The 23442-nt window shown below is 37.8% G+C and carries 18 protein-coding genes; 1 reads left to right on the top strand and 17 read right to left on the bottom strand.

The features are described 5' to 3' along the window. Positions 1-7: 7 nt before the first annotated feature. The 14 genes from DFO73_RS23665 to DFO73_RS23595 form a co-directional block, all read right to left on the bottom strand. Entirely contained in the window at positions 8-1465 is a 1458-nt protein-coding gene (locus DFO73_RS23665; RefSeq protein WP_375137348.1) for an aldehyde dehydrogenase family protein, read from the bottom strand. Between the two features lie 240 nt (positions 1466-1705). Further along, a complete protein-coding gene (locus DFO73_RS23660) occupies positions 1706-3844 on the bottom strand; it encodes a sigma 54-interacting transcriptional regulator (RefSeq protein WP_110067164.1) in 2139 nt (712 codons plus the stop codon). Between the two features lie 133 nt (positions 3845-3977). Continuing rightward, positions 3978-4232: a hypothetical protein gene (locus DFO73_RS23655; RefSeq protein WP_258309720.1), complete on the bottom strand. Its 255-nt coding sequence runs from the start codon at positions 4230-4232 to the stop codon at positions 3978-3980. Positions 4233-4262: 30 nt separating this feature from the next. Continuing rightward, positions 4263-4553, bottom strand: a complete 291-nt coding sequence (locus DFO73_RS23650; protein WP_110067163.1) for an SAV0927 family protein — start codon at positions 4551-4553, stop codon at positions 4263-4265. 27 nt (positions 4554-4580) lie between these two features. Beyond that, on the bottom strand, positions 4581-5864 hold the full coding sequence (locus tag DFO73_RS23645) for a Glu/Leu/Phe/Val family dehydrogenase (protein WP_110067162.1): 1284 nt from the start codon (positions 5862-5864) through the stop codon (positions 4581-4583). Between the two features lie 347 nt (positions 5865-6211). Beyond that, entirely contained in the window at positions 6212-7672 is a 1461-nt protein-coding gene (nhaC, locus tag DFO73_RS23640; RefSeq protein ID WP_181396115.1) for a Na+/H+ antiporter NhaC, read from the bottom strand. A 1480-nt stretch (positions 7673-9152) separates the two neighbouring features. Then, on the bottom strand, positions 9153-10712 hold the full coding sequence (locus tag DFO73_RS23630) for a hydantoinase/oxoprolinase N-terminal domain-containing protein (RefSeq protein WP_110067159.1): 1560 nt from the start codon (positions 10710-10712) through the stop codon (positions 9153-9155). Further along, positions 10709-11803 carry a DUF917 domain-containing protein gene (locus tag DFO73_RS23625; RefSeq protein WP_110067158.1) on the bottom strand — a complete coding sequence of 365 codons (1095 nt, stop codon included), beginning with the start codon at positions 11801-11803 and terminating at the stop codon, positions 10709-10711. The genes DFO73_RS23630 and DFO73_RS23625 overlap by 4 nt, the downstream gene beginning before the upstream one ends. Next, positions 11800-13140 carry a purine-cytosine permease family protein gene (locus DFO73_RS23620; RefSeq protein WP_110067157.1) on the bottom strand — a complete coding sequence of 447 codons (1341 nt, stop codon included), beginning with the start codon at positions 13138-13140 and terminating at the stop codon, positions 11800-11802. The genes DFO73_RS23625 and DFO73_RS23620 overlap by 4 nt, the downstream gene beginning before the upstream one ends. A gap of 33 nt (positions 13141-13173) precedes the next feature. After that, positions 13174-13770, bottom strand: coding sequence for a TetR/AcrR family transcriptional regulator (locus DFO73_RS23615; RefSeq protein WP_110067156.1), 597 nt, complete (start codon positions 13768-13770; stop codon positions 13174-13176). Positions 13771-14115: 345 nt separating this feature from the next. Further along, positions 14116-15735, bottom strand: coding sequence for a M20/M25/M40 family metallo-hydrolase (locus DFO73_RS23610; protein WP_110067155.1), 1620 nt, complete (start codon positions 15733-15735; stop codon positions 14116-14118). 130 nt (positions 15736-15865) lie between these two features. After that, positions 15866-17239, bottom strand: coding sequence for an amino acid permease (locus tag DFO73_RS23605; RefSeq protein ID WP_110067198.1), 1374 nt, complete (start codon positions 17237-17239; stop codon positions 15866-15868). Between the two features lie 91 nt (positions 17240-17330). Beyond that, positions 17331-18092 (bottom strand): dimethylarginine dimethylaminohydrolase family protein, encoded by a 762-nt coding sequence (locus tag DFO73_RS23600; RefSeq protein WP_110067154.1) that lies wholly within the window; start codon positions 18090-18092, stop codon positions 17331-17333. 25 nt (positions 18093-18117) lie between these two features. Continuing rightward, entirely contained in the window at positions 18118-18975 is an 858-nt protein-coding gene (locus tag DFO73_RS23595; RefSeq protein WP_110067153.1) for a dimethylarginine dimethylaminohydrolase family protein, read from the bottom strand. Positions 18976-19148: 173 nt separating this feature from the next. On the opposite strand from DFO73_RS23595, the gene DFO73_RS23590 reads away from it, so the two are divergent. Then, on the top strand, positions 19149-19886 hold the full coding sequence (locus DFO73_RS23590) for an IclR family transcriptional regulator (protein ID WP_110067152.1): 738 nt from the start codon (positions 19149-19151) through the stop codon (positions 19884-19886). 604 nt (positions 19887-20490) lie between these two features. On the opposite strand, the gene DFO73_RS23585 is transcribed toward DFO73_RS23590, so the two are convergent. The 3 genes from DFO73_RS23585 to DFO73_RS23575 are packed head-to-tail and all read right to left on the bottom strand — an operon-like array spanning position 20491 to position 23294. Next, positions 20491-21957, bottom strand: coding sequence for a M20 family metallopeptidase (locus tag DFO73_RS23585; RefSeq protein WP_110067151.1), 1467 nt, complete (start codon positions 21955-21957; stop codon positions 20491-20493). A gap of 59 nt (positions 21958-22016) precedes the next feature. Continuing rightward, positions 22017-22469, bottom strand: coding sequence for a hypothetical protein (locus DFO73_RS23580; protein ID WP_110067150.1), 453 nt, complete (start codon positions 22467-22469; stop codon positions 22017-22019). Positions 22470-22472: 3 nt separating this feature from the next. Then, a complete protein-coding gene (locus DFO73_RS23575) occupies positions 22473-23294 on the bottom strand; it encodes a DUF3100 domain-containing protein (RefSeq protein WP_375137347.1) in 822 nt (273 codons plus the stop codon). Between the last annotated feature and the right edge of the window lie 148 nt (positions 23295-23442).

Here is a 23442-nt window from a genome sequence, read left to right as displayed (position 1 = left end):
TCTGAGTTTAGTTTTCAAACCAGCCAATTGGCTCCACTTGCAGGTTAATGTTAATTTGCTTAATCTCCTGGAACTCTTCAAGTCCAAATGTCCCTAAACTGCGGCCTATTCCGCTTTGCTTATAGCCGCCCCAAGGTGCTTCATTGTACGTTGGGTGATAGGAGTTAATCCAAGTAATCCCGGCTCGAAGTTTTTTGATTACTCTTAAAGCTTTTGCTCCATCATTTGTAAATACACCGCCTGCTAGGCCATAATCCGTATGATTGGCTATCTCAATTGCTTCTTTTTCGGTGCTGAATTTTTGTATAACGACAACCGGACCAAATATCTCCTCTTGAACGATCCTCATTTCCGGTTTCACATTGGTAAATATCGTAGGTTCTACAAAATAGCCTTTTTCCAAACCATTGCTAACCATTTGTCTTCCTCCGCAAACAATAACTGCACCTTCCTCTTTTCCTAGCTCAATGTAGCTCAAAACTTTCTGTAAATGCTCCTCACTTACCAGTGGACCCATTTCCGATTTTGGGTCGTTTCCTGGGCCAACCCTAATCTCTTTAGTCCTTTCTGCAAAACGATCGACAAACTTGTCGTAAATGCTTTCTTCTACAAGTATTCTAGATCCTGCTGAACAGACTTGACCTGCGCCAGAGAAAATACCAAAAAGGGCATAATCAACTGCGGTCTCAAAATCTGAGTCAGCAAAAATGATGTTAGGCGATTTCCCCCCGAGCTCTAACGAAATCTTTTTCATAGTGTCCGCTGCTGTTTTCATGATGTGCTTACCAGTCTTTGTTCCTCCTGTAAAGGAAACCATATCGACCTTTGGGTTAGCAGCAATTTCATTTCCCACAATGGCGCCGGCTCCCAGAACCATATTGGCAACACCTTTTGGCAATCCCACTTCATCAAAAATCTCGAATAATTTCTTTGAGGTTACAGGAGTAACTTCAGATGGCTTAAATACAATCGTATTTCCTGCGGCTAAAGCAGGTGCGATTTTCCATACACCCATTAAAAGCGGATAATTCCAAGGAACAATAAGTCCGCAAACACCAACTGGTTCACGTACAACCATTGCCTGCATTGGATCTCCCACATGATAAGTTTGGCCATCCGGCTTTGTAATTAAGCCCGCATAGTAGCGAAAACACGCAGCTGCATCTCCCACATCGAAGCCTGCTTCACGAAGCGTTTTCCCGTTATCCATTGTTTCTAGACGAGTTAATTCATCCTGATATTCTTCAATTTTGTCTGCAATCTTAAATAAGTATGAAGCCCTTTCTGAAGCAGGTGTATCTGACCAAGTTCCATCATCAAATGTTTTGCGAGCGGCATTTATGGCCTCTGCAGCATCTTCAATCGTTCCTTCTGGAGCATATGCAATGATTTCTTCATTAGCAGGATTAATTATAGGCCGTTTTTCTTTGCTCTTGGATTCTTTCCATTGACCATTAATGTACATGCTTATTTCTATCACTCTAAAAACCTCCTTCATTCACATCTCATTTACTATTATTGCAAGAAGTGTGCCACCATCTAACACCTTTAAATAAGCATTTTGTTAGGTTTTTATTGATTATCTATTCAATATTGCATAGACTATTGATTTTTGCATAAAAAATAGTCGTAATCAGTTTGGGACAATTGAGGATAGGACAAAAACAAAAAAGCTGTTTCAGTAAATCCTGAAACAGCTTCAATGTTAGTTAGGTACTGTATTTTCTATATTCATATTTCTTTCATTTAATATTTTTTGATATTTTCTACTTACGGAGGATTGGCTAACTCCCAGCGCTTTTGCTGCCTTAGTGGTAGTCTTAAACTGTTTCATTGCTAAAAGGATCAGCTGTTCCTCTACATGGTCTATGGCCTCCTGTAAAGGAATCACTCTTGTAATAACTGGCTTTGATTTTTTTAAATCATACCCCAGTTTCAGAAACTGACTAACAAATTCTGCATTAATGGCCGGATCTTCGGACGAAACAATTAATCTTTCAATAATGTTTTGCAGTTCCCTTACGTTACCTGGCCACGGATAAAATTCTAAAACATTTATTGCATCAGGTGTCAGGTGAAAACTTTTATTGTATTTGTCATTTAGTTGCTGGAGGAAATGAAATGCCAGCACCGAAATATCCTCTATTCTTTCTCTTAGTGGAGGTATATGAAGAGGTATTACATTCAGGCGATAGTAAAGGTCTTCTCGAAAAGTACCGGCTTCAACCAATTTCTCTAATTGTTTATTCGTTGCTGCTATAATTTGAACATCAACTTTAATAGGTGTGGTGCTGCCTACAGGGATTACTTCTTGTTCTTGAAGTACTCTAAGAAGTTTTACTTGAAGGTGTAAGGGCATTTCGCCAATCTCGTCTAAAAAAATTATTCCTTGATCAGCCTGTTTAAAATATCCTTCTTTCCCATTTTTATCAGCACCTGTAAACGCCCCTTTGGCATAGCCAAAAAGCTCACTCTCCAATAAATTTTCAGGAATAGCCCCGCAATTTAATTTTAAGAACGGTTTTGAAGACCGATTTCCAAGCTGGTGAATGGCTTGTGCAATGACTTCTTTACCAACACCCGACTCTCCATGAAGAAGAACAGTGGAAGAAAAATCAGCTATTTTTCTTGCTTGATTAATGATTCGTTCCATTTTAGGACTGCGATAAATTAATTTTTTTATAAATCGATCCTTATTTTTAAAATCATCTAATTCCTTTTTATATTGCTCTGAAATTTTACGTATTTCCTTAAGCTCGGTTTTCAAACGTGTTGTTTCGGTAATGTCTCTTGAGGCAATAATTATCCGGTCAATTTCATTTTTCTCATTTAAGACAGGGTTTCCGACTGCTAAAATTTTCCTCCCGTTCCTTGTCTCTTGTACGATAGAAACCTTCTTCTTTTTTTCTAAAACCATTCTTGTCACAGATGGACAAAATAACCCTTGATTCTCAAGCTCTAAAATATTTTTACCAATCATTTCTTTTAAATCAACTTTCCAAAACCCGGGTATGACATTATCACTAAAACGGATGAGCTCTCCCTTTTGATTCACAACAAGAATTTCGTCATAAATACTTGATAAAATGGCGTTCATGTCTTTATTTAAATTTTTAATATATTCAATTTCCATAGCCATTTCCTCTACCATTGGAAGATCTTGAACAACAATAACAATGCCTTCTACTTCCTCTTTAAAATTAAAGATCGGGCTGTAGTCCAAAAGAACGCCTGTATCACCCGTAATTTGAACGTGATTAAGAATTGTTTTACCAGTTGCAAACACATTTTTAATATGATCGCCGCTGAAAAGCTTTTCTGCAGGCTGATTCATGACCTGTTCAGCAGTCGACTTCATCATCTTCAATCCTGAGTCATTACAATTAATGATTATCTTTTCTTTATCAAGAATAAAAATCCCCATCGGTATCGAGGTTAATATAATTTTAAGTAAATCCACACTTTTGTTTTCCTGTTTAAATAATTCAGCCAGTACATCCTCACGCCGGATATAACCATCAAAGCCCCCATTTTCCCTTTTAACAATGGCAATTGGTTCTCCAATTATTTGAAAAAGAACCGGTAAAGATATCTGCTCATTAAGGCGGCAGACGCTGTCAATAGATTTTGAACTATCCAGTAAAGCTTTTAGTTTAATTTGTTGGTTTTCTATATTTACTTGCAAAAGATTATTTAAATGAACGTAGGCAAACAATTTATTTTGTTTCTTTAAGAACAAGAAAGGTTCTTTAAAGTTAGAAACCTGAATATCACTTTCTTCTTTCAAGTTATCAATATTAAAAGTAATGATAGGCCTTACCTTTTCCCTGGCTATTGAAAACATATGTCCATCTCCCTTAAGCTGTTTATGTTATGTCTAATAGTATCACTTTTTATAGAATTTTTTAATGAATTCTAAAAATACAAAAACAACACAAAAAAGAAGATGATACCCTCATCTTCTTTTCATGACTTCATCAATCGGTTCCGGTGACATATAAATCTTCTTTAATATAGGCCAGCACCATACCTGGAATAACCGCTTCCCCCACTTGTACTTCCAGCGACTCTATTTCTCCGCTGACACCTAATTGGATTACTTCCACATTCCCTTCTGGCGTTTTAATATAAAATAAAGGATCCCATTCATATATTCTGGACTCATTTGTAATTTCAACTCTCTCAACTCTTCCTTGGCATGGACTTATAATCACTCCAAAATGCACAGCCATCATTCCTTCCTATCAATCTCTGATACATTTTCAATACTGTTCAAGGTATAAATCCGACCGTAGCACTTGCCAAAAAAAGTCCTGAAATTCAGGAATATCCTCTTGCTGAATGTCAAGTTTTGGCGCCCAATAATAATCATTATAAATATCCTCTGAACATAGTAGTACCATTCTGCCGCTTTGAAGTGATGTAACCATTGCCTTTCCAAAAAAATGCCCTGAATAAGCTATTGTAATGTCATATCTATGGTCATTCGATAAAATACAGTAGTAATGAATAGATTGTTTTTCATTTCTTTCAGAAATAATGTCTAAGTTCATTTTTATAATTCCCCCCCATTTTTCATATCAAAAGCGTACCCATCCCCGAAGGCGGGATGCCTCTGCCATTTTACGAATACCTTCAATATAAGCAGCGATTTTCATATTTACCCCCAATTTTTTGGAAGTGTTATAGACATTTAAGAAGCTAGATGTAATTTTGTCTTTTAATCTTTTATCTACCAGATCTTCCTCCCAATAATAGCCTTGATTGTTTTGACACCATTCAAAATAGGACACAATCACTCCCCCTGAATTAGCTAAAATGTCAGGAACCACCAAAATATTATGATCATCCAAAATATTGATTGCTTCTTTCGTAGTTGGGCCATTTGCAGCCTCAATAACGATTTTGCATTTTAGTTTAGAAGCATTGCTTTTGTTAATAACTCCACTAATCGCAGCAGGAATAAGAACATCACATTCTTTTTTCAGTAGTTCTTGGTTAGAAATCGAGTTTGTAAATAAATTTGAAACGATCCCAAAGGAATCCCGATTTTCCAGAAGGTATGGAATGTCTAATCCGTCAGGTTCATATAAACCTCCAAGTACATCAGCAATACCAACAACTTTTGCACCAGCCTCGTGTAGATATTGACATAAATAACTTCCTACATTGCCAAACCCCTGAACAATCACTCTCATATCTTTCACAGGAATTTTTTTTAATTCACTAACGAGTTCAAGCGTATATAGAACACCTTTTGATGTAGCTGTTTCCCTGCCCTTAGAGCCTCCTAAGGCTAGCGGTTTACCTGTAATAAAACCCGGAGAATCGAATTCCCGGATGTGATCATACTCATCCAGCATCCATGCCATGATTTGCGAATTCGTATACATATCTGGCGCTGGGATATCTTTTGTCGGTCCCACTACCTGACTAACTGCTCGCACATACCCTCTGCTTAACCGTTCTAATTCTGTCAGACTAAGCTGTCTTGGATCACAAATAATTCCCCCTTTTGCACCCCCGTAAGGAAGTCCGGTAATTCCACATTTTAAGCTCATCCATCCAGCCAAGGCTTTTACCTCTTCCGGAGTAACATCGGGATGGAAACGTATTCCTCCCTTTGTTGGACCGGCAGCATCATTATGCTGGGCTCTATATCCTTGAAAGGTTTTTGTTTCACCATTATCCATAAGAATTGGAATACTAACTTCCAAAAAACGCATGGGAGTTTTCAAGAAATCATACACCTGATGAGGGTAGCCCAAGACCTCGATCGCTTCCCTTAACGTCTCTTGAAACTCTTTAAGAGAGTTATCTTTCTCCATTTGATTCCTGCTGCCTTCTGCAGATTTAACTGCCATTTTAACACCTCATTTTTAAAGTCTTAATATTTAATAAGCAATTTCCATGCCAACTTCAAAAATTCAGGCTAAACCGCAGAATAGAAGAGAGGAACACTTTTTCTTTCAGGACTAATTGTCAGCTTCAAATTGAGGATGTATGTGTGCTTGCATGAGTTATTCAGTTTTGCATTGCTATGTGAAACTGCCGATTTTACGGAAAACTTCTATGGGTGAAACTTTCTATAACCCTTGATAAAAAGTGAAAACGCACTCTATTTTTTAGAATGCGTTTTTCTATCATTAATCTTTGAAATTTGTACTGGACCTGTTTTAAAAAGGATCTGATTTGTCTTTTGACTATTGTTTCAAAGGCTGGAGATATGCTTCACATCACCTTCAAAGGGCTTGTTCGACTCATTTTCTATCATTTCAAAACGATCGATATCTTCCTGTGAAAGTTTTTCAATTTTAAATCCTGTAAATCCATATAGGATTGCAATGAGCGGACTGATTATACATAAAAATGCGTATGGTGCATACTGGAAAGTAGACACACCTAGTGTGGCAGCCATAAATGCACCACATGTATTCCACGGTACGAGCGGAGATGTCATTGTGCCTGCATCTTCAAGTGAGCGCGATAAATTTTTCGGATGAAGTCCGCGCTTTCGATATGCTGATACATACATTCTGCCTGGAATAAGTATTGACAAATATTGATCACAAGCAACAACATTCGTGGTTATGCAAGTGGCAACAGTGGTTGCGATCAAGCTTCCGGTAGACTTCGCAAGTTTTAGCAAACTGGTTACAATTACGCCTAGAACTCCGCTCGTTTCTAATATTCCCCCAAAGCTCATTGCAATCATGACCAGGGATACTGTATACATCATGGCTTCGGTTCCACCATTATTCAACAAGTTATTAAGCACTTCATTCCCAGTTTCCTTTTCGAATCCATAAATCATTATGGCAAAAATGTCAGCGACTGCAGTGCCTTGAACAAAAACCGCTACCAATGCACCAAGGAGTGAACCAATAATGAGGCCGGGAATAGCAGGTGTTTTCATAGCTATTAGTCCTAATACAACTACCGGAACGATTAAGAGCCAAGGGCTGATAGTAAAAATATCACTCAGGTTTTGCTGAAGTCCCTCTATTTTGTCTACTCCAGCTCCTTTACTATTTAAAGACAAACCTAAGAAGAAATAAATAACAACTGAAATAATTAACGCCGGTATGGTCGTATAAAGCATATGGCGAATATGGTCAAATAAAGCTACTCCTGTAATACCTGGCGCCATGTTAGTCGTTTCCGATAGAGGGGAAATCTTGTCCCCAAAATAACAGCCTGAGATTACAGCTCCTGCGACCATTGCAGGGTTTACACCTAGTCCAACTCCGACCCCCATTATAGCAATTCCAATTGTTCCTGCCGCCGTCCATGCATTTCCTGATGCAATAGCAACAATACTGCAAATTACGGCAGCTGCAGGTAAAAAATAGGCTGGAGGCAAAATTTCAAGACCATAATAAATCATTGTTGGAACAATACCGCCGGCCAGCCATGTACCGATGATCGTACCGATAATCATTAAGATTAGCAGTGCCTGTAAAGAGAGTGATACAGCTTTGATAATACCTTTTTCAAGTTCACTCCACGTATAGCCTAAATACATAGACACGATGGCTGCTACCATGGAACTTAATATTAGCGGAACATGCGGATCGGCTTCAAACATAAAAATCCCGGCAAATAAAAATACAGCCATTGCAATGATCGGAATCAACGCAACTCCTAATGATGGTGTTTTCTTTTTTTGCATTATCATCCCTCTTCCTTTTAAAATATCTATCATCATCATAATCATTGCAATAATCGTGCCATTTATAATGTTCGAAATTTTCTATATATTAGATTTTCTAAATTAAAAATTATTATACAATACTGCATAGACTATTCATGTCTGCATAATCAAAAATAAATGCATTGATCTATTAATTCACGGTGGCTTCCCTAGATACTTTTTGCAGGAAGAGGATAGTTGTAAAAGACTTCGTTTGTGATAACCTTTTTATGGACATAACGGGACCTCGAAAAAATAAGGCGGCCAACCGCGGCCGCCTTTTATAAATTCTATTTTGTTTTATCAAAAAAACTCATTTTTGGTTTCTAGTACTGATTCGAGCTTTTTAAGTGAAAGCAGTTTGGACCGTATTTTTGCGGTTTTTTTGTTCGTTAGCTCCAATCATTTGCTCCTTTATTAAGACAGGTCATCATGAGGTATGTTTTAATACCTCTTCACACAATCCATAAATATCATGTTTTTCTTCAACTGTCACTTCCAATTTCCCACATGCTTCACAATTTTTCACCCCATACTAAGTGAACAATCAATATACGTCGGGATTATTAAAATTTGTTTATTTCCTAATACTTCATTTAGTTACTATTTCTCCTTGTTAGGAACCTATTTCCTATATACATCTATCTTGTTTAAGTCATTTAATACTTAAAATAAGAAAAAAACCATCATCCCCAAAAGTTAATTGGCAGGTTTTCTCCTTCATAACAGTGGAAAAACCCTGGGAACTGCTGATGCCCTGAATCCATGATCCGTTATTTGGATTGGTATCTGCGGTAGGCAGTAGAAAAAGAAATACATATTGTTTCATTAAAAGAAGGAAATAGGAAGTAACTTGCAATGGGTACAGAAACAATATGGAACTCGCTTCATAATTTTCTCCATATAACAGCTAACATCAAAGGTTACGTTCGTCCCGAGACTTAAATCAACTTCTTAAGTCACGAGCTGACCACTACTGCAGCAGAATTCGTGTGATTAAAAACAGTGAACTTTTTCTAATTTCATTCGTTATATATATTAAACCCTATAAAAAGGATGTGTGTATATGGACCTTGCACTCTGGCTTCCAGTTGCAATTTGTGTTTTCATAGCAGTTTATTATGATCGGTTAAAGAATTAAAAAAGTTTTACCTATTTCTAGGCGCCAATTTATGCTGTCTTTTCTTTTTGCTAGGAAACATAATACCTTCAGCCATCCTGCCCTCAATAAAAGCTCAAACTTTAATCCTACCATTAGCAGCAATACTATTTAGAAGGACCAGCCCAGCATACCTAAATTTAAGGATTCTCCCCCAGGAATATTAGACACCTATAGTTATTCTTTACATTTACAATATTAAAGAAAAAAGTTCTAAAATATAGATTGACTAATCGTAAGAAAATAGAGATGTTCCTCTTCAAGGAACATCTCTGCAATTTATTCATTATTATTAATTTACTATAAAGCTAAAGGCCCTGCTGCCTTTGCACGGATTTTTGTCGCATTCCCAGGAATATAGGCAAGAGGAATATCTTCAAAGTCTACAATAAACAGGTTTTCTGGATCAGCACCTGCAATAATCGCTTCTTGACGTGCCATTTCTTTAGCTGCTTCCAGTGTTTTCTCTCTTCCAAGCTCATCAACAGAGAAGATTTTTTCAATTTGTCCACTGACCTGAGCTATAGCAGATCCAATGGCATTTGCGACTCCAGAGTTATGAGGTTTAATTACTTCAGAAGCCCCCTTTAACTCACCTGGTAATAAAACGCTACCTCCTCCAACCAAAATAACTGGTACAGGGGTATTACTCGTCTTCATCTTATCAATTGCTTCTTCAACCATTTCGACCATCTTATTATAAATTTTTATTAGTAAACTTTTATCTAAATGAGCGACAAGCTTCATATCACCAATTTCTACATTTCCCAAAGCAACGGCAATATCTGTTGCGGTTAATGTGTCCCCGCCAAAAACAAGACTTTTTTCTCGAAGCCGATATCCAACACTATCTGGTCCAATCTGGAACTTGCCCTCATCAAGTAGTCGGATAACCGTACCACCTCCAAGTCCAATCGATATGATATCAGGCATACGGAAGTTGGTTCTTACTCCTCCAAGTTCCACAGCTAATGAAGATTGTCTTGGGAATGAATCGACTAGTACACCAACATCCGTGGTTGTTCCACCGACATCTACCACAATAGAATTCGCCCGATCTGTTAGGAAAGAGGCTCCTCGTAAACTATTTGTTGGACCACAAGCAATGGTAAGTATAGGGTATCTAACAGTATAATCTACAGACATTAAAGTTCCATCATTTTGCCCAAAGAATACTTTAGCGTAAATTCCCTCTTTTTCCAATGCGTTAATAAAGCCTTCCGCTGTTGTTCTGGCAACGTCTACTATGGCTGCATTAAGTATGGTTGCATTTTCTCTTTCCAGCAAACCAACACTTCCGATTTCGTGAGATAAAGAAAGTGGTATGTCCTCTCCGACAACCTCGCGTAGTATGGTAGATGCTCTCATTTCATGTTCACTTGATACTGGTGAAAATACAGAAGTGATTGCAATTGAGTCTACTTTCCCTTTAATTTCATTTGCAATATTATATATATACTGTTCATCTAAATCTACAATTTCACGCCCATCGAATTCATGCCCTCCGCGAACAATATACACATGCTTTCCTAGTATTTCTCTAAGGTCATCAGGAACACCTACCAATGGTTTTATTGCTAAAGTTGCTGGTGCGCCTATACGGATTACGGCTATTTTATTAAGCCTTTTCCTCTCTACAATGGCATTAGTACAATGAGTAGTACCTAACATAGCATACTTAATATTTTCAACTGGTACCTTCGAAGCACTTACGACTTCCTTCATTGCTTGGTAAATCCCACAACTGACATCATCGGTTGTAGGTGATTTTACATCTGCAACTACATTATAGTGTTCGTCTAAAAGAACCGCGTCTGTATGAGTACCACCAACATCAATTCCAATTCGATAATTCGTCATTTTTGCTCCCCCTTACCCATAAGCTGTTCAACAGGAGTAAAATCCAAATCATAACCAAAATAACGTGGACCTGCTACTTCTATTCCTTTTTTTGTACGCCATTTTACATCGCTAGGTATACCAATAATTACACAACGTGTACCATACCTTAATCCTTCTGTAGTAATCGGCATCCCAGTTTCTGAATCAAGCACTGCTATTAAGTCAGGTGTTACGCACAGAATCTCTTCGCCTGTTTCCGCAAGAAGATGTTCATTTTGAAAGTGAAGGAAGCAATCTTTTGACTTATATTCACCCAGTCCTTCAATAGTGGCCTCCCCCTTGGCAAATCCTTCCTGAGTCCTACGATTGATATCTGAAACTTTACCACTAAATAATTTATAACCTTTCGTTATTTTAAGTACCTCATCAATTGGGTTTAAATTATTGTTCTTTGCATTACGAATCGTCCTCCCAATTTGCTCTTCGTATGTTAAAGAATGATGAATGGATGACTGCTTAACAGTCTTCCCATCCATTGGATATATGGCAAGCATTACCGATCCACCCATTTCTATAGTAGCAGACCGTGCAATTCTCTCTGCCCATACACTATTAATAGTGTTAAGTAGAATATCATTTCCTTTTTCATCTGATAGAACCATAGGAGTAGCAGAGACACCATCAAGATAAAACGTTACCATTTGTAACTCAGGGAAGGCGCGGCCCATTCCATCCGCATCAATAACCGGCAGACCTAATCTTGCAGCTAAAGCAAGAGGTAGCAGCGAGTTTACCCCTCCTGCCTCAATGGGCATTGTGGCAAATACATCTTTTCCGAGATACTCCTTTATTGTCTCAAAAGAAGCAATTGCCTCCTCTCCACTTGGTACCTTTTCAACCATAACCGTTGGTGCTCCCATCATAGCTGATGGAACAATAAGAGCATCATCCGGTATCTCTTCTATACTTAGAAGTTTGATTGGACCATATTCTTCAATCGCTTGAAGGGCCATTAATTTTCCGATATAGGGATCTCCCCCACCACCAGTACCTAAGAGGGCTGCTCCGATTGCAATATTTTCGATTTCTTCCTTATCAATATACCTCATCCTAGAATCCTCCTTTGAGTTTTTCCATTGTTCTCTTTATTTTCCTTGTTTTTTTGAATACTACTTGCAATCAATTGAAGAACGAAAGCAACTAGAAAAGCATCAAAACCTGAAGCACCAGTTAACGAGAGTAATCCAAATCCATTAGGGCTTGGTGTTGTAAAAAAAGCCACCAATGATGCAATGAGCCAAATTATTATTCCTATAAGATTTACATTTGCTACATTAGATAAATTTTCATAGTTAAATTTATTACTATTTAACAAGAAACTCCCAACATATATTCCACCTATTGGCGGGATAAGTGCACTTAAAAAGACCAGAAAAGGAATGAAGCTATCATATATTCCTGCTACAGCCATCAAGGTACCAATAACCCCTGCCGTAATAGTTAAGATATATTTAGGTACCTTTTTAAAAACAACGGAAAAACCTAAAGCTGAAGAATATAAGTTGTTATCATTTGTTGTCCATTGTGCCAAGATCAGGATTAACATTGCAGAGGTGCCCCATCCCAAACCAAGCATGATTGCAACAATATCTACTTCTGCTGTAGCTTTTGCCAAGATCGCAGCAATGATCAGTACCACACTAAATCCACCGAAAAAGCCAACAAATGATGAAATTACAGCATCCTTTGTGGAGCGAGCATATCGGGATATATCTGGACCAATAATTGCTCCAGTTGCTAGTGATCCAATAATAAGTGAGATGGAAAGTCCAATTGTTAAAGGGTCGCCTTTGATTGGAGTGTCTAATACTTCTGTTAATGACCTTTCGTTGATAACTTTAATAAGTGAAGCCACTAACAAAATTCCTAGTAATGGAACCGAGATAATACTAAGTTTTTCAATAGCCTTGTAACCAATAAAGGCAGTGGAGGTCATTAATACCCCACCAATAACTACTAGAATTTTAGGATGAACACTAAGACTGAATTCATCTTTAATGACGTTATGTAAAGTAGTGCCAAATAAATCAAGTTGGACCCCGAACCATCCAAACAAAGCAATCGCAATAATGATGGAAACAGCATAGGAACCAAACCGACCTAGAGCAAACATTGAAACTAGAGATGTCGATAAACCTGTCTTAGCACCTACTACACTGCAAAGAGCACTTAAAATTGCTAGTAAAAAGCATCCAATAAGAGAAGCAATAATTGCTTCAGATAGTGAAAGTCCAGAGCCCAGAGCTCCACCCAGAGCGGTGGCAGAAAGGGCAATTATCCCACCTAGCCATACCAGGGATAAACGCCCCCATCCTTTTCGCTGGTCTAGCGGCACTGGTTCACGTTCATAGTCCTTTACTAAAGGTTGTTTATACCGATCACTCATTTTGAATACTCCCCCTTTTTAAGATACTTACAATTAAGACCCTTCAGAGTACTGTTCATCCAACTGTACTAATATGGACTTCAGTAATTCTATACCTAATTCTACTTGCTCGTTAAAATTTTCACCTTCATATAAGTTGATTCCCCAAAAAACGCCATTCCCAATGAGTACATATTTTTTCACTGTTCTATCTATATCACTTTCAGAAATGGATGGATAACTTGCTTTTAAAGCTTGTTCAAGGGATTGTGATAACCAAGTGTTGAAGTGGAGCATATGTTTTGTTAAGAAAGTATGAATTTCCGGAATAGGAGAAGTAACCAATGAAATGTAGGCATTTGTTCCTTCTTTATCTCCTTTGTGATGGTCTACAATACCATGAAGGAGAGCTGTAAAAATCTCGCTAACATGCTTGTCCCTATTATCATTAATGATGTCTTTCATTTTAGTGAAGTGACTCTCTAGCAACTGCTGAAATGCAGCTATGAATAATTCATTTTTATTTTTATAAAAGAAATAAATGGATGCCGGTTTAATCCCTACCTCATTTGCAATTTTTCTCATTGTTGCACCGTCATAACCATGCAAAGAATACTGTACAAGTGCAGCTTCGATTAATTTCTGTTTCATACCACCACCACCTAACGATTGTTAGGTTGATTATAAAAGGGTAAATGAATACTGTCAATTAATTTTTTAGAAAATTAAATTAAGTATAAAAATTCGATTAATCAGAAAGCGCTTTCATGCATTTTTATATATAGTTAGATTTTCATACAAAAACATTTCGATATCTATTTATATAAAAAAAAAGCGGCTCTCTTATCCGCTTTTTTGGCTAGTGATACTTTAATTCTTAAGGATATCTAATAGTATTATATGAAAATGTTCCCCATTAAAAATAAGTATACTTATCTAAAAAGTAAACAATGAAAGAAACAAAAAAGGAGACTGGTTAATTTGGATAATCTCGAATCAGCTTTTTTGAAGTTGTAGACTCAGCATATGGATCATTTCCTCAACTAACAAAGGCACCTCTTCAAATGCGTTTTTAATATGCAAACGTTCTGTCCGTTTATGTGCATCCTTCCCGAATGGACCAATGTTTATTACCGGTGCATTTAATCTTTTCATTTCATTAAACGGGAGGGTATAGCTATCACCCCATACAGGCGTGTTTTTTTCAAAGGTTGACCATCCTTCCCCTTCATCGGTATAGTTTACGTAACTTAAATCACATATACCATTAAAGTAGTGGATTCTTTCTACAGGCAATCTGAATTTTTCACTGGCTCTAGTTTTCATGAAACGTATGCAATCTTCTACAAGAATATCTCCTGAAGAGTTAACTGCAGGATAAAAAGGAGGTGCATACAGAATTATGATGGCTGGTGCAAGCTCTTGACATTGAATCATCAATTTGTCCGTTATTCTAAATGATTTCTCGCGGTCATCCCATTCTTCGTGAGCATGGATTTCCATCTTCACTTCCTCAACAAATTCATTTCCGAATTTATTTGCAGCATACTCCAGCAGCTCTTTATATCGAATGACTTTAACCTTCCCAATCAGATCAACTTTATGTTTTTGGCAAACTTTAATATATGAATCATTACAAGCTGCAGCTGCTTTATTAGCTACCCCTTCAAATAAATCCATGATTTCGGAAGCATTCTTCTCCATTAGAAAGACATTATAAAGTGCAGCTGAACGGTATGGTGTCTGGGTAGAATATTCTAGCCTTATATCTTTCTGCTGCAATGTGACGGGAACAGGTGTCTTTTCACCAAAAACCGTTTCTTGAAACTCGTCATTCCATTCCATCTGCTGTGTTAAAAAGGAGGCGATATAGGGTGACGTTAATCCACTGTGGGGCTCACCTGCATGTGTTTCTTTCCCGTAAAAAAGTGCCCCTGGAATGATTTTTCCAATAGTACCTGAGTAAACATAATATTTATAATCACCTGGTTTTTGAGAGAATACCGGTTCCCCATTCAAAAATAACTTATACGTTAGTCCATATTCTTTCTGCAAGTCCAAAAGCACTGGGACTGCATAGCGCATCCCTGAAGAGTTTACTTCCTCGTCGGGAACTGTCAAGAGTAATAAATTTATCGGCCACTTTTCTATGCTTGCTTTTTCAATCAACCTCATGTGCATTACAAGCCCCATTTTCATATCCATTGTTCCGCGTCCAAACAAATACTCGCCGGATTCTAAATCCTGCAAAACATCCTCTGTAACTTCCGTCCGCCTGTCAAGGAATATCTTAGTCAGTTCCTCTGGCTGGGTTGCCAGAGGTTCAAAATCCCCGTATTCTTCTGTGTTGACTGTATCAAAATGACTAATTAAACAAATGGTATCAGTCGCTTCAGGCTGCTTATAAAGTGCTGTTAAGAATTTTCTTCTCAAGTCCGCGTTATGAAGAGCTAAGTGTTCAGGAAATTCACGATAATATTCAAGATCCTGAAGCTTCGCCTGTAATTTCATGGGAAACTGCCGCTCCCCCATTGACAACGTCATGCTTTTCCAGCTTACAAGCTCGCAAAGTAAAGATCTTAAATCATCAGGAGTGCCCCATCTCATTTCATTCATCTTCCCCTTTATAATTAAGTTATAAGAAAAAAAGCCTTTACATCTCTGCAAAATGTAATAGAAGAAGCATCTGCTTCTTCTATCACGGCCATATGATTTTATATGCTTAGTAGAAGCGTATCCTCTTACCTCATAATATTTTCATATTGCTCTCAGTACTTTTATCTGACTCTACTTTTTTTCCCAGTTTAAATTTATAGAATAATATACAGCTAACGAAAAATCCTATCCCGTAAAATAATCCAATCCGTTGAGTAGGATCAAAGGCCAGGAATATTAAAATCATTAAACAAAAACCTAAACAAAATAAAGGAATGAACGGATAAAGAGGTACCTTATATTTTAATTCCCCTGTTGTCCCTCCTGATTTTAAATACCTCTTTCGAAACATATATTGTGATAAGGCAATACCCATCCACGAAATTGTGACCGATATTCCCGCAATTGACATTAATAATACAAATACAGTATCAGCAGCCATAAAACTAGTCAGTAAGGATAGAAGTGAAAATGATATTGTAAAAAGAAGGGCATTTAATGGCACTTTTCTTTTAGATAATATACCAAATAGCTTAGGTGCCATCCCGTCGTGAGCCATCGCCCAAAGTAGTCGAGTTGATGCATAAAGACATGAATTTCCAACTGAGAGAATAGCAGTAAGAATGACAAAATTCATGATACCGCCAGCATATGGGACACCAGCTATTGTCATTAACGTCACGAACGGACTTTCTAATAACCCTAATTCTGAAGCAGGAAATATTGCTGAAAGAATAATAATGGACGCGAGGTAAAACACGATTATTCTAAAAAGTACATTTCGTATTGCTCTGGGGATGTTCTTTTCAGGGTTCTCACTTTCTCCTGCCGCAATTCCTATTAGCTCTGAGCCTTGATAAGAAAAAATAACATTCATCATAGTAACAAAGACTATCGCAATACCGGCAGGAAAAAGTCCTGAAGGTGTAAGGTTTTCAAGGAAAGGAGCTGGTCGGTCAGATAAGGAGGTAAAACCAAAGATGCTAGCAATTCCAATTAGTATAAAAGCAATAACTGCAACTACTTTAATACCGGAAAACCAATATTCTGCCTCTGCAAAACCTCTAGTTGTTAACGCATTCATTGTAAACAATAGTAAGATGAACACAGCACACCATATCCAAATTGGAACATCAGGGAACCAATATTGCATCAGAATCCCTGCGGCTGTAAACTCGACTCCTGCTGTTGCTGCTGAGCCTACAAAATACATCCAACCAAGTGAAAAACCTGCAGAAGGTCCAATATATTCAGTGGCATATTTTTGGAAGGAACCTGTGACAGGCATGTGTACCGCTAATTCACCTAAACAGACCATCACCATATACAAAATAAGACCGCCGACTAAATAACCCAACAAAGCCCCGCCGGCCCCTGACTGATTTATTGTATAGCCAGCATTTAAAAAAAGACCTGTACCAATTACTCCTCCGAGCGAAAGCATAAATAGATGGCGTTTTTGCATGGAACGGTTCAATTGCTGGTGGGATTGTATGTCTTCCACTATTCTGACCTCCTAAACAATATATTTTTTTATGCTCGGTACAATTAATCTATTAAAATCGGAGAGATAGACAGCTCAATCCTCCGTCTTGCTTCTGAAATTCAGTCATTTCCAGTTCAATAATTTCATATCCAGCGTTCTGGATATTTTCTCTAGTTTTTTCAAATCCTTTCGGAATGATTACATAATCATTCACTCGAATACAGTTTGCACAGTATTCTTCTTCCGGCGGAACAATGATTTGTTCATATTGTTTAAAGTCAGGGTGGTCAATAAATTCTCCTGCAACAACAATTTGATTGTTCCCCAGATAAGCAATTCCTGTTTTCAAGTGAAAAAATTGCTTTAAAGGAATAATGGTTACTTTATAATCTGCAACTTCTAAAATGTCTTTTAGCTGGTTGGCCCCATTTTCATTCGTACGCTCAGAAATTCCAATGTAAAAATGATTTTCTATTTGAAGAACATCGCCGCCATCTAGCGTACCGGGAGCCTTAATATAGTAAATATCTTCATAATATCCTTTGATATAGCTATCCATTGCCGTAATTTCTCCATTACGGGAGCCTGCACCTGGATTTGAAATAACAGCAAACCTTGGTGTGAGCACAGCTGTATCTTCCACAAAAGTAGAATCTGGAAATTCCTCACTTTCTGGAATAGTTATTACATCTACCCCGCATCTAGCTAAGGCTTGAATATAATTCTCATGTTGCTTTAAAGCTATTGTATAATCTGGTTTTCCTAAATTACTTGTCGTTAATCCTTGTACATAACTTTTTCCTGGCTTTTTTACTATGGCATTTTTAAACATATAAATCCCCCGCTCTTTGTTTAGTTTAATGTGTGCGTTTAACAGGCGCCGTTAAACAAGTCGGTCCTCCAGTTCCTTTGTACGATATTTCTTTTCCTTTATACTCATAAACCGTTGCCCCTGCTACTTCAAGCTGCTTTTTTGTATAGTTGTTTCCGGAGACAATCATGCAAACACGCGGTGCTAATGCCAAGACATTACAGCCAAGTGTTTGATATTCATTTTCTGGAACTTCTATTAATTTAATTTTTCGTTCAAGAAGAAATTGTCTGAAAAATACAGGCATTAACCTTGAATGTACTACAGCCAAATCATGGTCAACCATACTGATGAAAGACATTAAGTGAAGACACTCTGCTTCCCCTTGATCATGGGGAAGCGGTACAACTATAAATTCATCAACTTGATGTGAAGTCAACTCTTTTAATTGCCTTATTGCTTCATCATTTGTACGGTACCCACGCCCCACTGCAATCGTCTTGTCATCCAGCCAAACAATGTCTCCTCCATCTGCCATGGCATCACCTGTGAGTTCTCCAATAATTGGAATTCCCTTGTCTTCCAAAAACTTTTTAAAAACCATGGCTTCCGGCTGACGCGGTTTTTTTCCTGATTTAAGAATAATTGCTCCTTCTTTTGTGAATTTAACAGGATCGTGCGCGTACAAGGAATCCATTCCTGTTTCATCAGAAGCTGGCAAATAGTCAATGCATTCTACATGTTCTTTCAATATACTAAGAAATTTTTCATACTCAACCAACGCCTCCTCAAAATTCGGTTCTTCAATGTAATTGTATTTTTCCCACTCTTTGGTCAAATGCTCTTGACTTTTAAAAGCCTCCCTCGGGTGTTTAACAATTACATGCTTCAATTTTTTGAACATAGAGTAATATACACCCCCTTATTTTTCCGTATATCGGAAAATGATTCCGAACAAAGGAAATATTGATTAAATTATAAATCCTCTTTCGTTGATTAGTCAATATATTTAGAAAAATCAAAATAGTGTTTTTCTTAAAGAGCGCGGTTTATAATATAAACAGAGGTGGAATCCATATGCAATCAATTGATAGAGCAATGAAAGTAATCAAAGTATTAACTAAATACGATGCCAATAAATATCTCCCTATTACAGAATTAGCTAAAGAATGTGATCTTCCCGTAAGCTCCATGCATCGTCTCCTTAAAGCCATGATGAAACATGAAATGATACAGCAAGATTCTGAAAGAAAGTTATATGGATTAGGAAACATATGGCTAGAATATGGTCTAAAGGTTTATGACACCATGGATTATGTAAGTATCATTAGGCCTGAGCTAGAGAGGCTCATGCATGAGATAGGTGAAAGTGTTTATTTAAGCAAACCAATAGGCATGGAAGCGTTAGTGATTGAACGGATTGATTGTGAACAAAATACGATCCGTGTATACGATCAACTTGGCCTTCGAATCCCGATGAATATTAGTGCTGCTAGCTTAATTATGCTTGCTTATATGCCGTCCAGCCAAAGGGAGCACATCATACATGAACTTGTAAAAGAGGAAGAACGAGTAGAATTTGAGGAATTATTAGAAAAGATCCATGCAAAAGGGTTTTGTGTCAGCCATAACGAACGTACAGAAGGGATATCTGCTGTCGCTGCACCTATTCTTAATCGATTGGGTGAGGTTGTTGGAGCTGTGAGTGTTAAGTTAATCAGCTTCCAGTTGTCCGAAGATAGACTTGAATTGATCATTAGCAAGGTTGCTAATACAGGGAGCATTATTTCAAAGAAGATGGGATATAGGAGTTAATTTTTTACAAGAAGTTTCAATTATTTATTCCAATTATTATAAGATGAATAAACTAACACGCTAGTACATTACTAAAATGAAACCAGGCTTTCATCAAAACTAATATAAGGGTGGAAGATTATTTCCAAAGATATTATTGATATTTACTTAACTAAAACAAGAAGCTACTTAGGTTTTATTTTGTGGCTTTTGGAAATAAAATAAAACATCATGAGTATACAACTATGTCGGGACTCTCCTTTGAGGGTCCTTTTTGGGAAGAAATGAGGGCTTGAGTTCGGATATGGGTCAAAATAAATAGATAAAGATAGTAAATTTTTATTCTTACTTCTTGGCCCCTTTTGATATTTTTTTTTGGAAGACTGACTGCTATTTTAGTAAACAAGATTAAGTTATTTTCAACGTTGCCGCCCGATCACTTAATACCAATTATTTTAAAACCGGCGTTTAACTCAATCTTTTTTTCGTAGAAAAAGACGCTTACCTTATTATCTATAAGCGCCATTTTATCTGATGAATGGAAAATAGGTGGGCCCCCCGATGGGGACGCCCACTAATAAATTATTCATCTTTAAATAAACACATAAAACGTCATTGAAAATCACTAGTAATATGCTCCTATACCAGAGGGGAACGTATTAAAATCCTGTTTAGTTTTTTTAGGAGGCTTTAATTCAGCAGGAATAAGGCATTCATAAGTCTCTCCATCAAGTCGTTCTAATAGTTCAGCTTTTGCTTTGGTAATTATCTCATTATTTTGCATCACTTCTATTGCTGTACAGGCCATTGCCTTTCCTGCAAGAAGCATTGCCTTATGCGCATACGACTGCTTACCCTGGGTTACTGCTTGCCATGTATGAAAAGGAGTTGAAAACGCCCAAGTCGATGTTACACACTGTGCGGTCGGTACAGTCCAACTCACATCTGCCACATCAGTTGATCCCCCCATAAACTTGAGATTATCCGAATAAGGCATGATATAATCGGCTATTGGCCTTTCTGCTAATTGGGAAGCCAATTGTTTACCAACTTGACTAGCGGCTGTTTGCTTCTCGTCACTAGAGGTAGATTCATAGATGGTTTTGGCAAATTGGATTTCTTTATCAGTAATTTCCGGGAATCCCAATTCACCCAAGTGCTTATGCATCACACGCTCCAAAGTCGCATTTGGAATCAAGTTGGCACAAGCACCTTCAATTTTATATTCTAACTTCGTTTCTGTCATTAAGGACGCACCACGAGCAATATTTTTTACCCTTTCATAAAGTGCTTTTACTTGGTTAGGCTTAGGTGCACGGATAAGGTAGGTAACTTCAGCTTTTGGTTGTACAACATTAGGGGCAAACCCTCCGGTATTAGTGATCGCATAATGAACCCGAGCCTGATCTATCATATGTTCACGCATATAGTTGACACCAACATTCATTAATTCCACTGCATCTAAAGCACTTCTTCCCAAATGGGGAGCATCCGCCGCATGCGCACTTCGACCGTAAAATTCAAAGTGTGCGTGTATGACTGCATTGGATGTCGCATGCATCACTGCATTAATAGTACCTGGGTGCCAGCAGAAAGCAACATCTACATCTTCAAACAAACCTTCTTTGGACATATATGTTTTCCCATAGCCGCTTTCCTCAGCTGGACATCCATAGTAACGAACAGTTGCTGTGAGGTTATTTTCTTTTATGTAATCTTTTACAGCAATTGCAGCTGCCAATGAGCCCGTACCAAGTAAATTATGACCGCATCCGTGACCATTCCCGTTAGGAATGATTGGATTATATGAAGAGCTATTTGCTTTTTGACTAAGACCTGCTAAAGCATCAAATTCCCCAAGAATGCCAACAACTGGATACCCTTCACCGAAACTTGCAATAAAACCTGTTTCAAGACCTGCAATCCCACGTTCAACGGTAAAACCTTCATTTTCCAAAGTAGAACATAATAAATCTGCCGAACGAAATTCTTCAAACCGCGTTTCTGCAAACTCCCATATATCATCACTGACATCAACAAATAATTGACTTTTATTGTCTATTAAATTGGAAACCTTTTCATTGATACGCATTGTTCCTCAGCTCCTTTTCTTCAGTCCCTAATAAACATTTCAGAAACAAAATAACCGCTTTAGATAATCCCTTGTGCACGTAGAATGATTTCAGCTATGATTGCAGACCCAAGAAATGTTCCAAGCAATACACACATTCCGACAACAATCGTTTTCCAGCCCAGCTTCGTAAAATCTGTCCAAGAACGACCAATTGCGATTCCAGCATACGCTAAAACTGGGGTTGTAATCGCCAGTGGATTTACTTGGTCTGTCCATTTAACAAACTTTTCAGAACCAGGCATCCCGGGAATTGCAAGAACAACAGAAAGAATGGCAATATAAACAATAACAGGTATTTTTGAGGGAAGGGCTGCTTGAATAACAAATCCTATAAGACAAATAAGGACGAGAGCGGCAATTCCAGGTAAGGCTTCAAATGGTAAAATGTTATATCCGACCCAATTCCCTAATAGTGTGACAATCCCGACAATGATGAAGACAAACGTAACTTCCCTAATCGTATTCAACATATGTTAGCCCCCCACATTATTCTTTTCCTTTATATTTGCATGGATCTGTTTACGCCTTGTAAGCAGCCCATAGAGTTTCTCTGTTAATGGCAGTGCGACAAAAATTGAGACAAATAAACCTGTGCAAATGGTAATCAAATTGCTTGCACTAGCAAAGGCTATAATATCGTTTTCAAGTTGAGGAAAAGCCCCAATTAAGGATCCGCTTGAAGCTGCCATCATACTCCCGCTCCCTATTCCAGAAGCCATGGCAAAAGACAATGGATGAAGCGGCGTAATCGTTGCTAAAAAGCCTGAAATTAATCCCATAAAGATAGATCCAAAAAAAGTCCCGAAGATATACATCGCCATAACTCCACGACCCTCTGGCGAATTCAAGCCAAATTTATCAACGATGATAGCTACCCCTCCTTCTCGACCTGTAGAGAATGTCATTCCGATACTTTCACGTTTTAAACCTAACGCAACTGCGATCGGCAGCGCCAAAAAGATGGTTCCTAGATTCCCTAGCTCTTGAAGCAATAGAGCGGGGCCAACTTCAATTAATTTTGGTAAAGATGCCCCAGCAACAACACCAAATCTAGCAATTAATAAACAAACAGCTAAAAAAACGAGAGACTCAGCACTTTTGGACTGCTTCTCTTTAATCAAAGGAGTAAAATATATTCCTATACCAACGACCATTGCATACAGCATAGGTAATAATAAAATCACTCCTGGCCCAACAGAAATATTGAAACTTCCGATACGCTCGGTTAATAAAACAATCGCTAATACAATCACATGCAAACGCCAATCTTTCCAAAGGTTCTGTGTTATATTAATCACCGTCATACCTCCTATTGTGAGAAAAAATTTTTTTACTAACCAAATATTTGAACGTACAGCTTACCTGAGTTCGGCAAGAAGTGTTTTCATTAAACACAAAATCTTTCAAATAGAGTTGCACTGCCCATAAGAAATGAACCATTTC

Origin of the sequence: Cytobacillus oceanisediminis (assembly GCF_003182355.1) — a bacterium.
In the GTDB taxonomy this organism is placed as follows: Bacteria; Bacillota; Bacilli; order Bacillales; family Cytobacillaceae; genus Cytobacillus; species Cytobacillus oceanisediminis_A.
The sequence above is the reverse complement of the archived record's forward strand: the minus strand, read 5'-3'. Positions and strand labels throughout refer to the sequence as shown.

Excerpts from the sequence above, each read along its gene's own strand:
- DFO73_RS23665 (WP_375137348.1), bottom strand. The coding sequence starts at position 1,465 with ATGTACATTAATGGTCAATGGAAAGAATCCAAGAGCAAAGAAAAACGG.
- DFO73_RS23660 (WP_110067164.1), bottom strand. The coding sequence starts at position 3,844 with ATGTTTTCAATAGCCAGGGAAAAGGTAAGGCCTATCATTACTTTTAAT.
- DFO73_RS23655 (WP_258309720.1), bottom strand. The coding sequence starts at position 4,232 with ATGGCTGTGCATTTTGGAGTGATTATAAGTCCATGCCAAGGAAGAGTT.
- DFO73_RS23650 (WP_110067163.1), bottom strand. The coding sequence starts at position 4,553 with ATGAACTTAGACATTATTTCTGAAAGAAATGAAAAACAATCTATTCAT.
- DFO73_RS23645 (WP_110067162.1), bottom strand. The coding sequence starts at position 5,864 with ATGGCAGTTAAATCTGCAGAAGGCAGCAGGAATCAAATGGAGAAAGAT.
- nhaC (WP_181396115.1), bottom strand. The coding sequence starts at position 7,672 with ATGCAAAAAAAGAAAACACCATCATTAGGAGTTGCGTTGATTCCGATC.
- DFO73_RS23630 (WP_110067159.1), bottom strand. The coding sequence starts at position 10,712 with ATGACGAATTATCGAATTGGAATTGATGTTGGTGGTACTCATACAGAC.
- DFO73_RS23625 (WP_110067158.1), bottom strand. The coding sequence starts at position 11,803 with ATGAGGTATATTGATAAGGAAGAAATCGAAAATATTGCAATCGGAGCA.
- DFO73_RS23620 (WP_110067157.1), bottom strand. The coding sequence starts at position 13,140 with ATGAGTGATCGGTATAAACAACCTTTAGTAAAGGACTATGAACGTGAA.
- DFO73_RS23615 (WP_110067156.1), bottom strand. The coding sequence starts at position 13,770 with ATGAAACAGAAATTAATCGAAGCTGCACTTGTACAGTATTCTTTGCAT.
- DFO73_RS23610 (WP_110067155.1), bottom strand. The coding sequence starts at position 15,735 with ATGAATGAAATGAGATGGGGCACTCCTGATGATTTAAGATCTTTACTT.
- DFO73_RS23605 (WP_110067198.1), bottom strand. The coding sequence starts at position 17,239 with ATGCAAAAACGCCATCTATTTATGCTTTCGCTCGGAGGAGTAATTGGT.
- DFO73_RS23600 (WP_110067154.1), bottom strand. The coding sequence starts at position 18,092 with ATGTTTAAAAATGCCATAGTAAAAAAGCCAGGAAAAAGTTATGTACAA.
- DFO73_RS23595 (WP_110067153.1), bottom strand. The coding sequence starts at position 18,975 with ATGTTCAAAAAATTGAAGCATGTAATTGTTAAACACCCGAGGGAGGCT.
- DFO73_RS23590 (WP_110067152.1), top strand. The coding sequence starts at position 19,149 with ATGCAATCAATTGATAGAGCAATGAAAGTAATCAAAGTATTAACTAAA.
- DFO73_RS23585 (WP_110067151.1), bottom strand. The coding sequence starts at position 21,957 with ATGCGTATCAATGAAAAGGTTTCCAATTTAATAGACAATAAAAGTCAA.
- DFO73_RS23580 (WP_110067150.1), bottom strand. The coding sequence starts at position 22,469 with ATGTTGAATACGATTAGGGAAGTTACGTTTGTCTTCATCATTGTCGGG.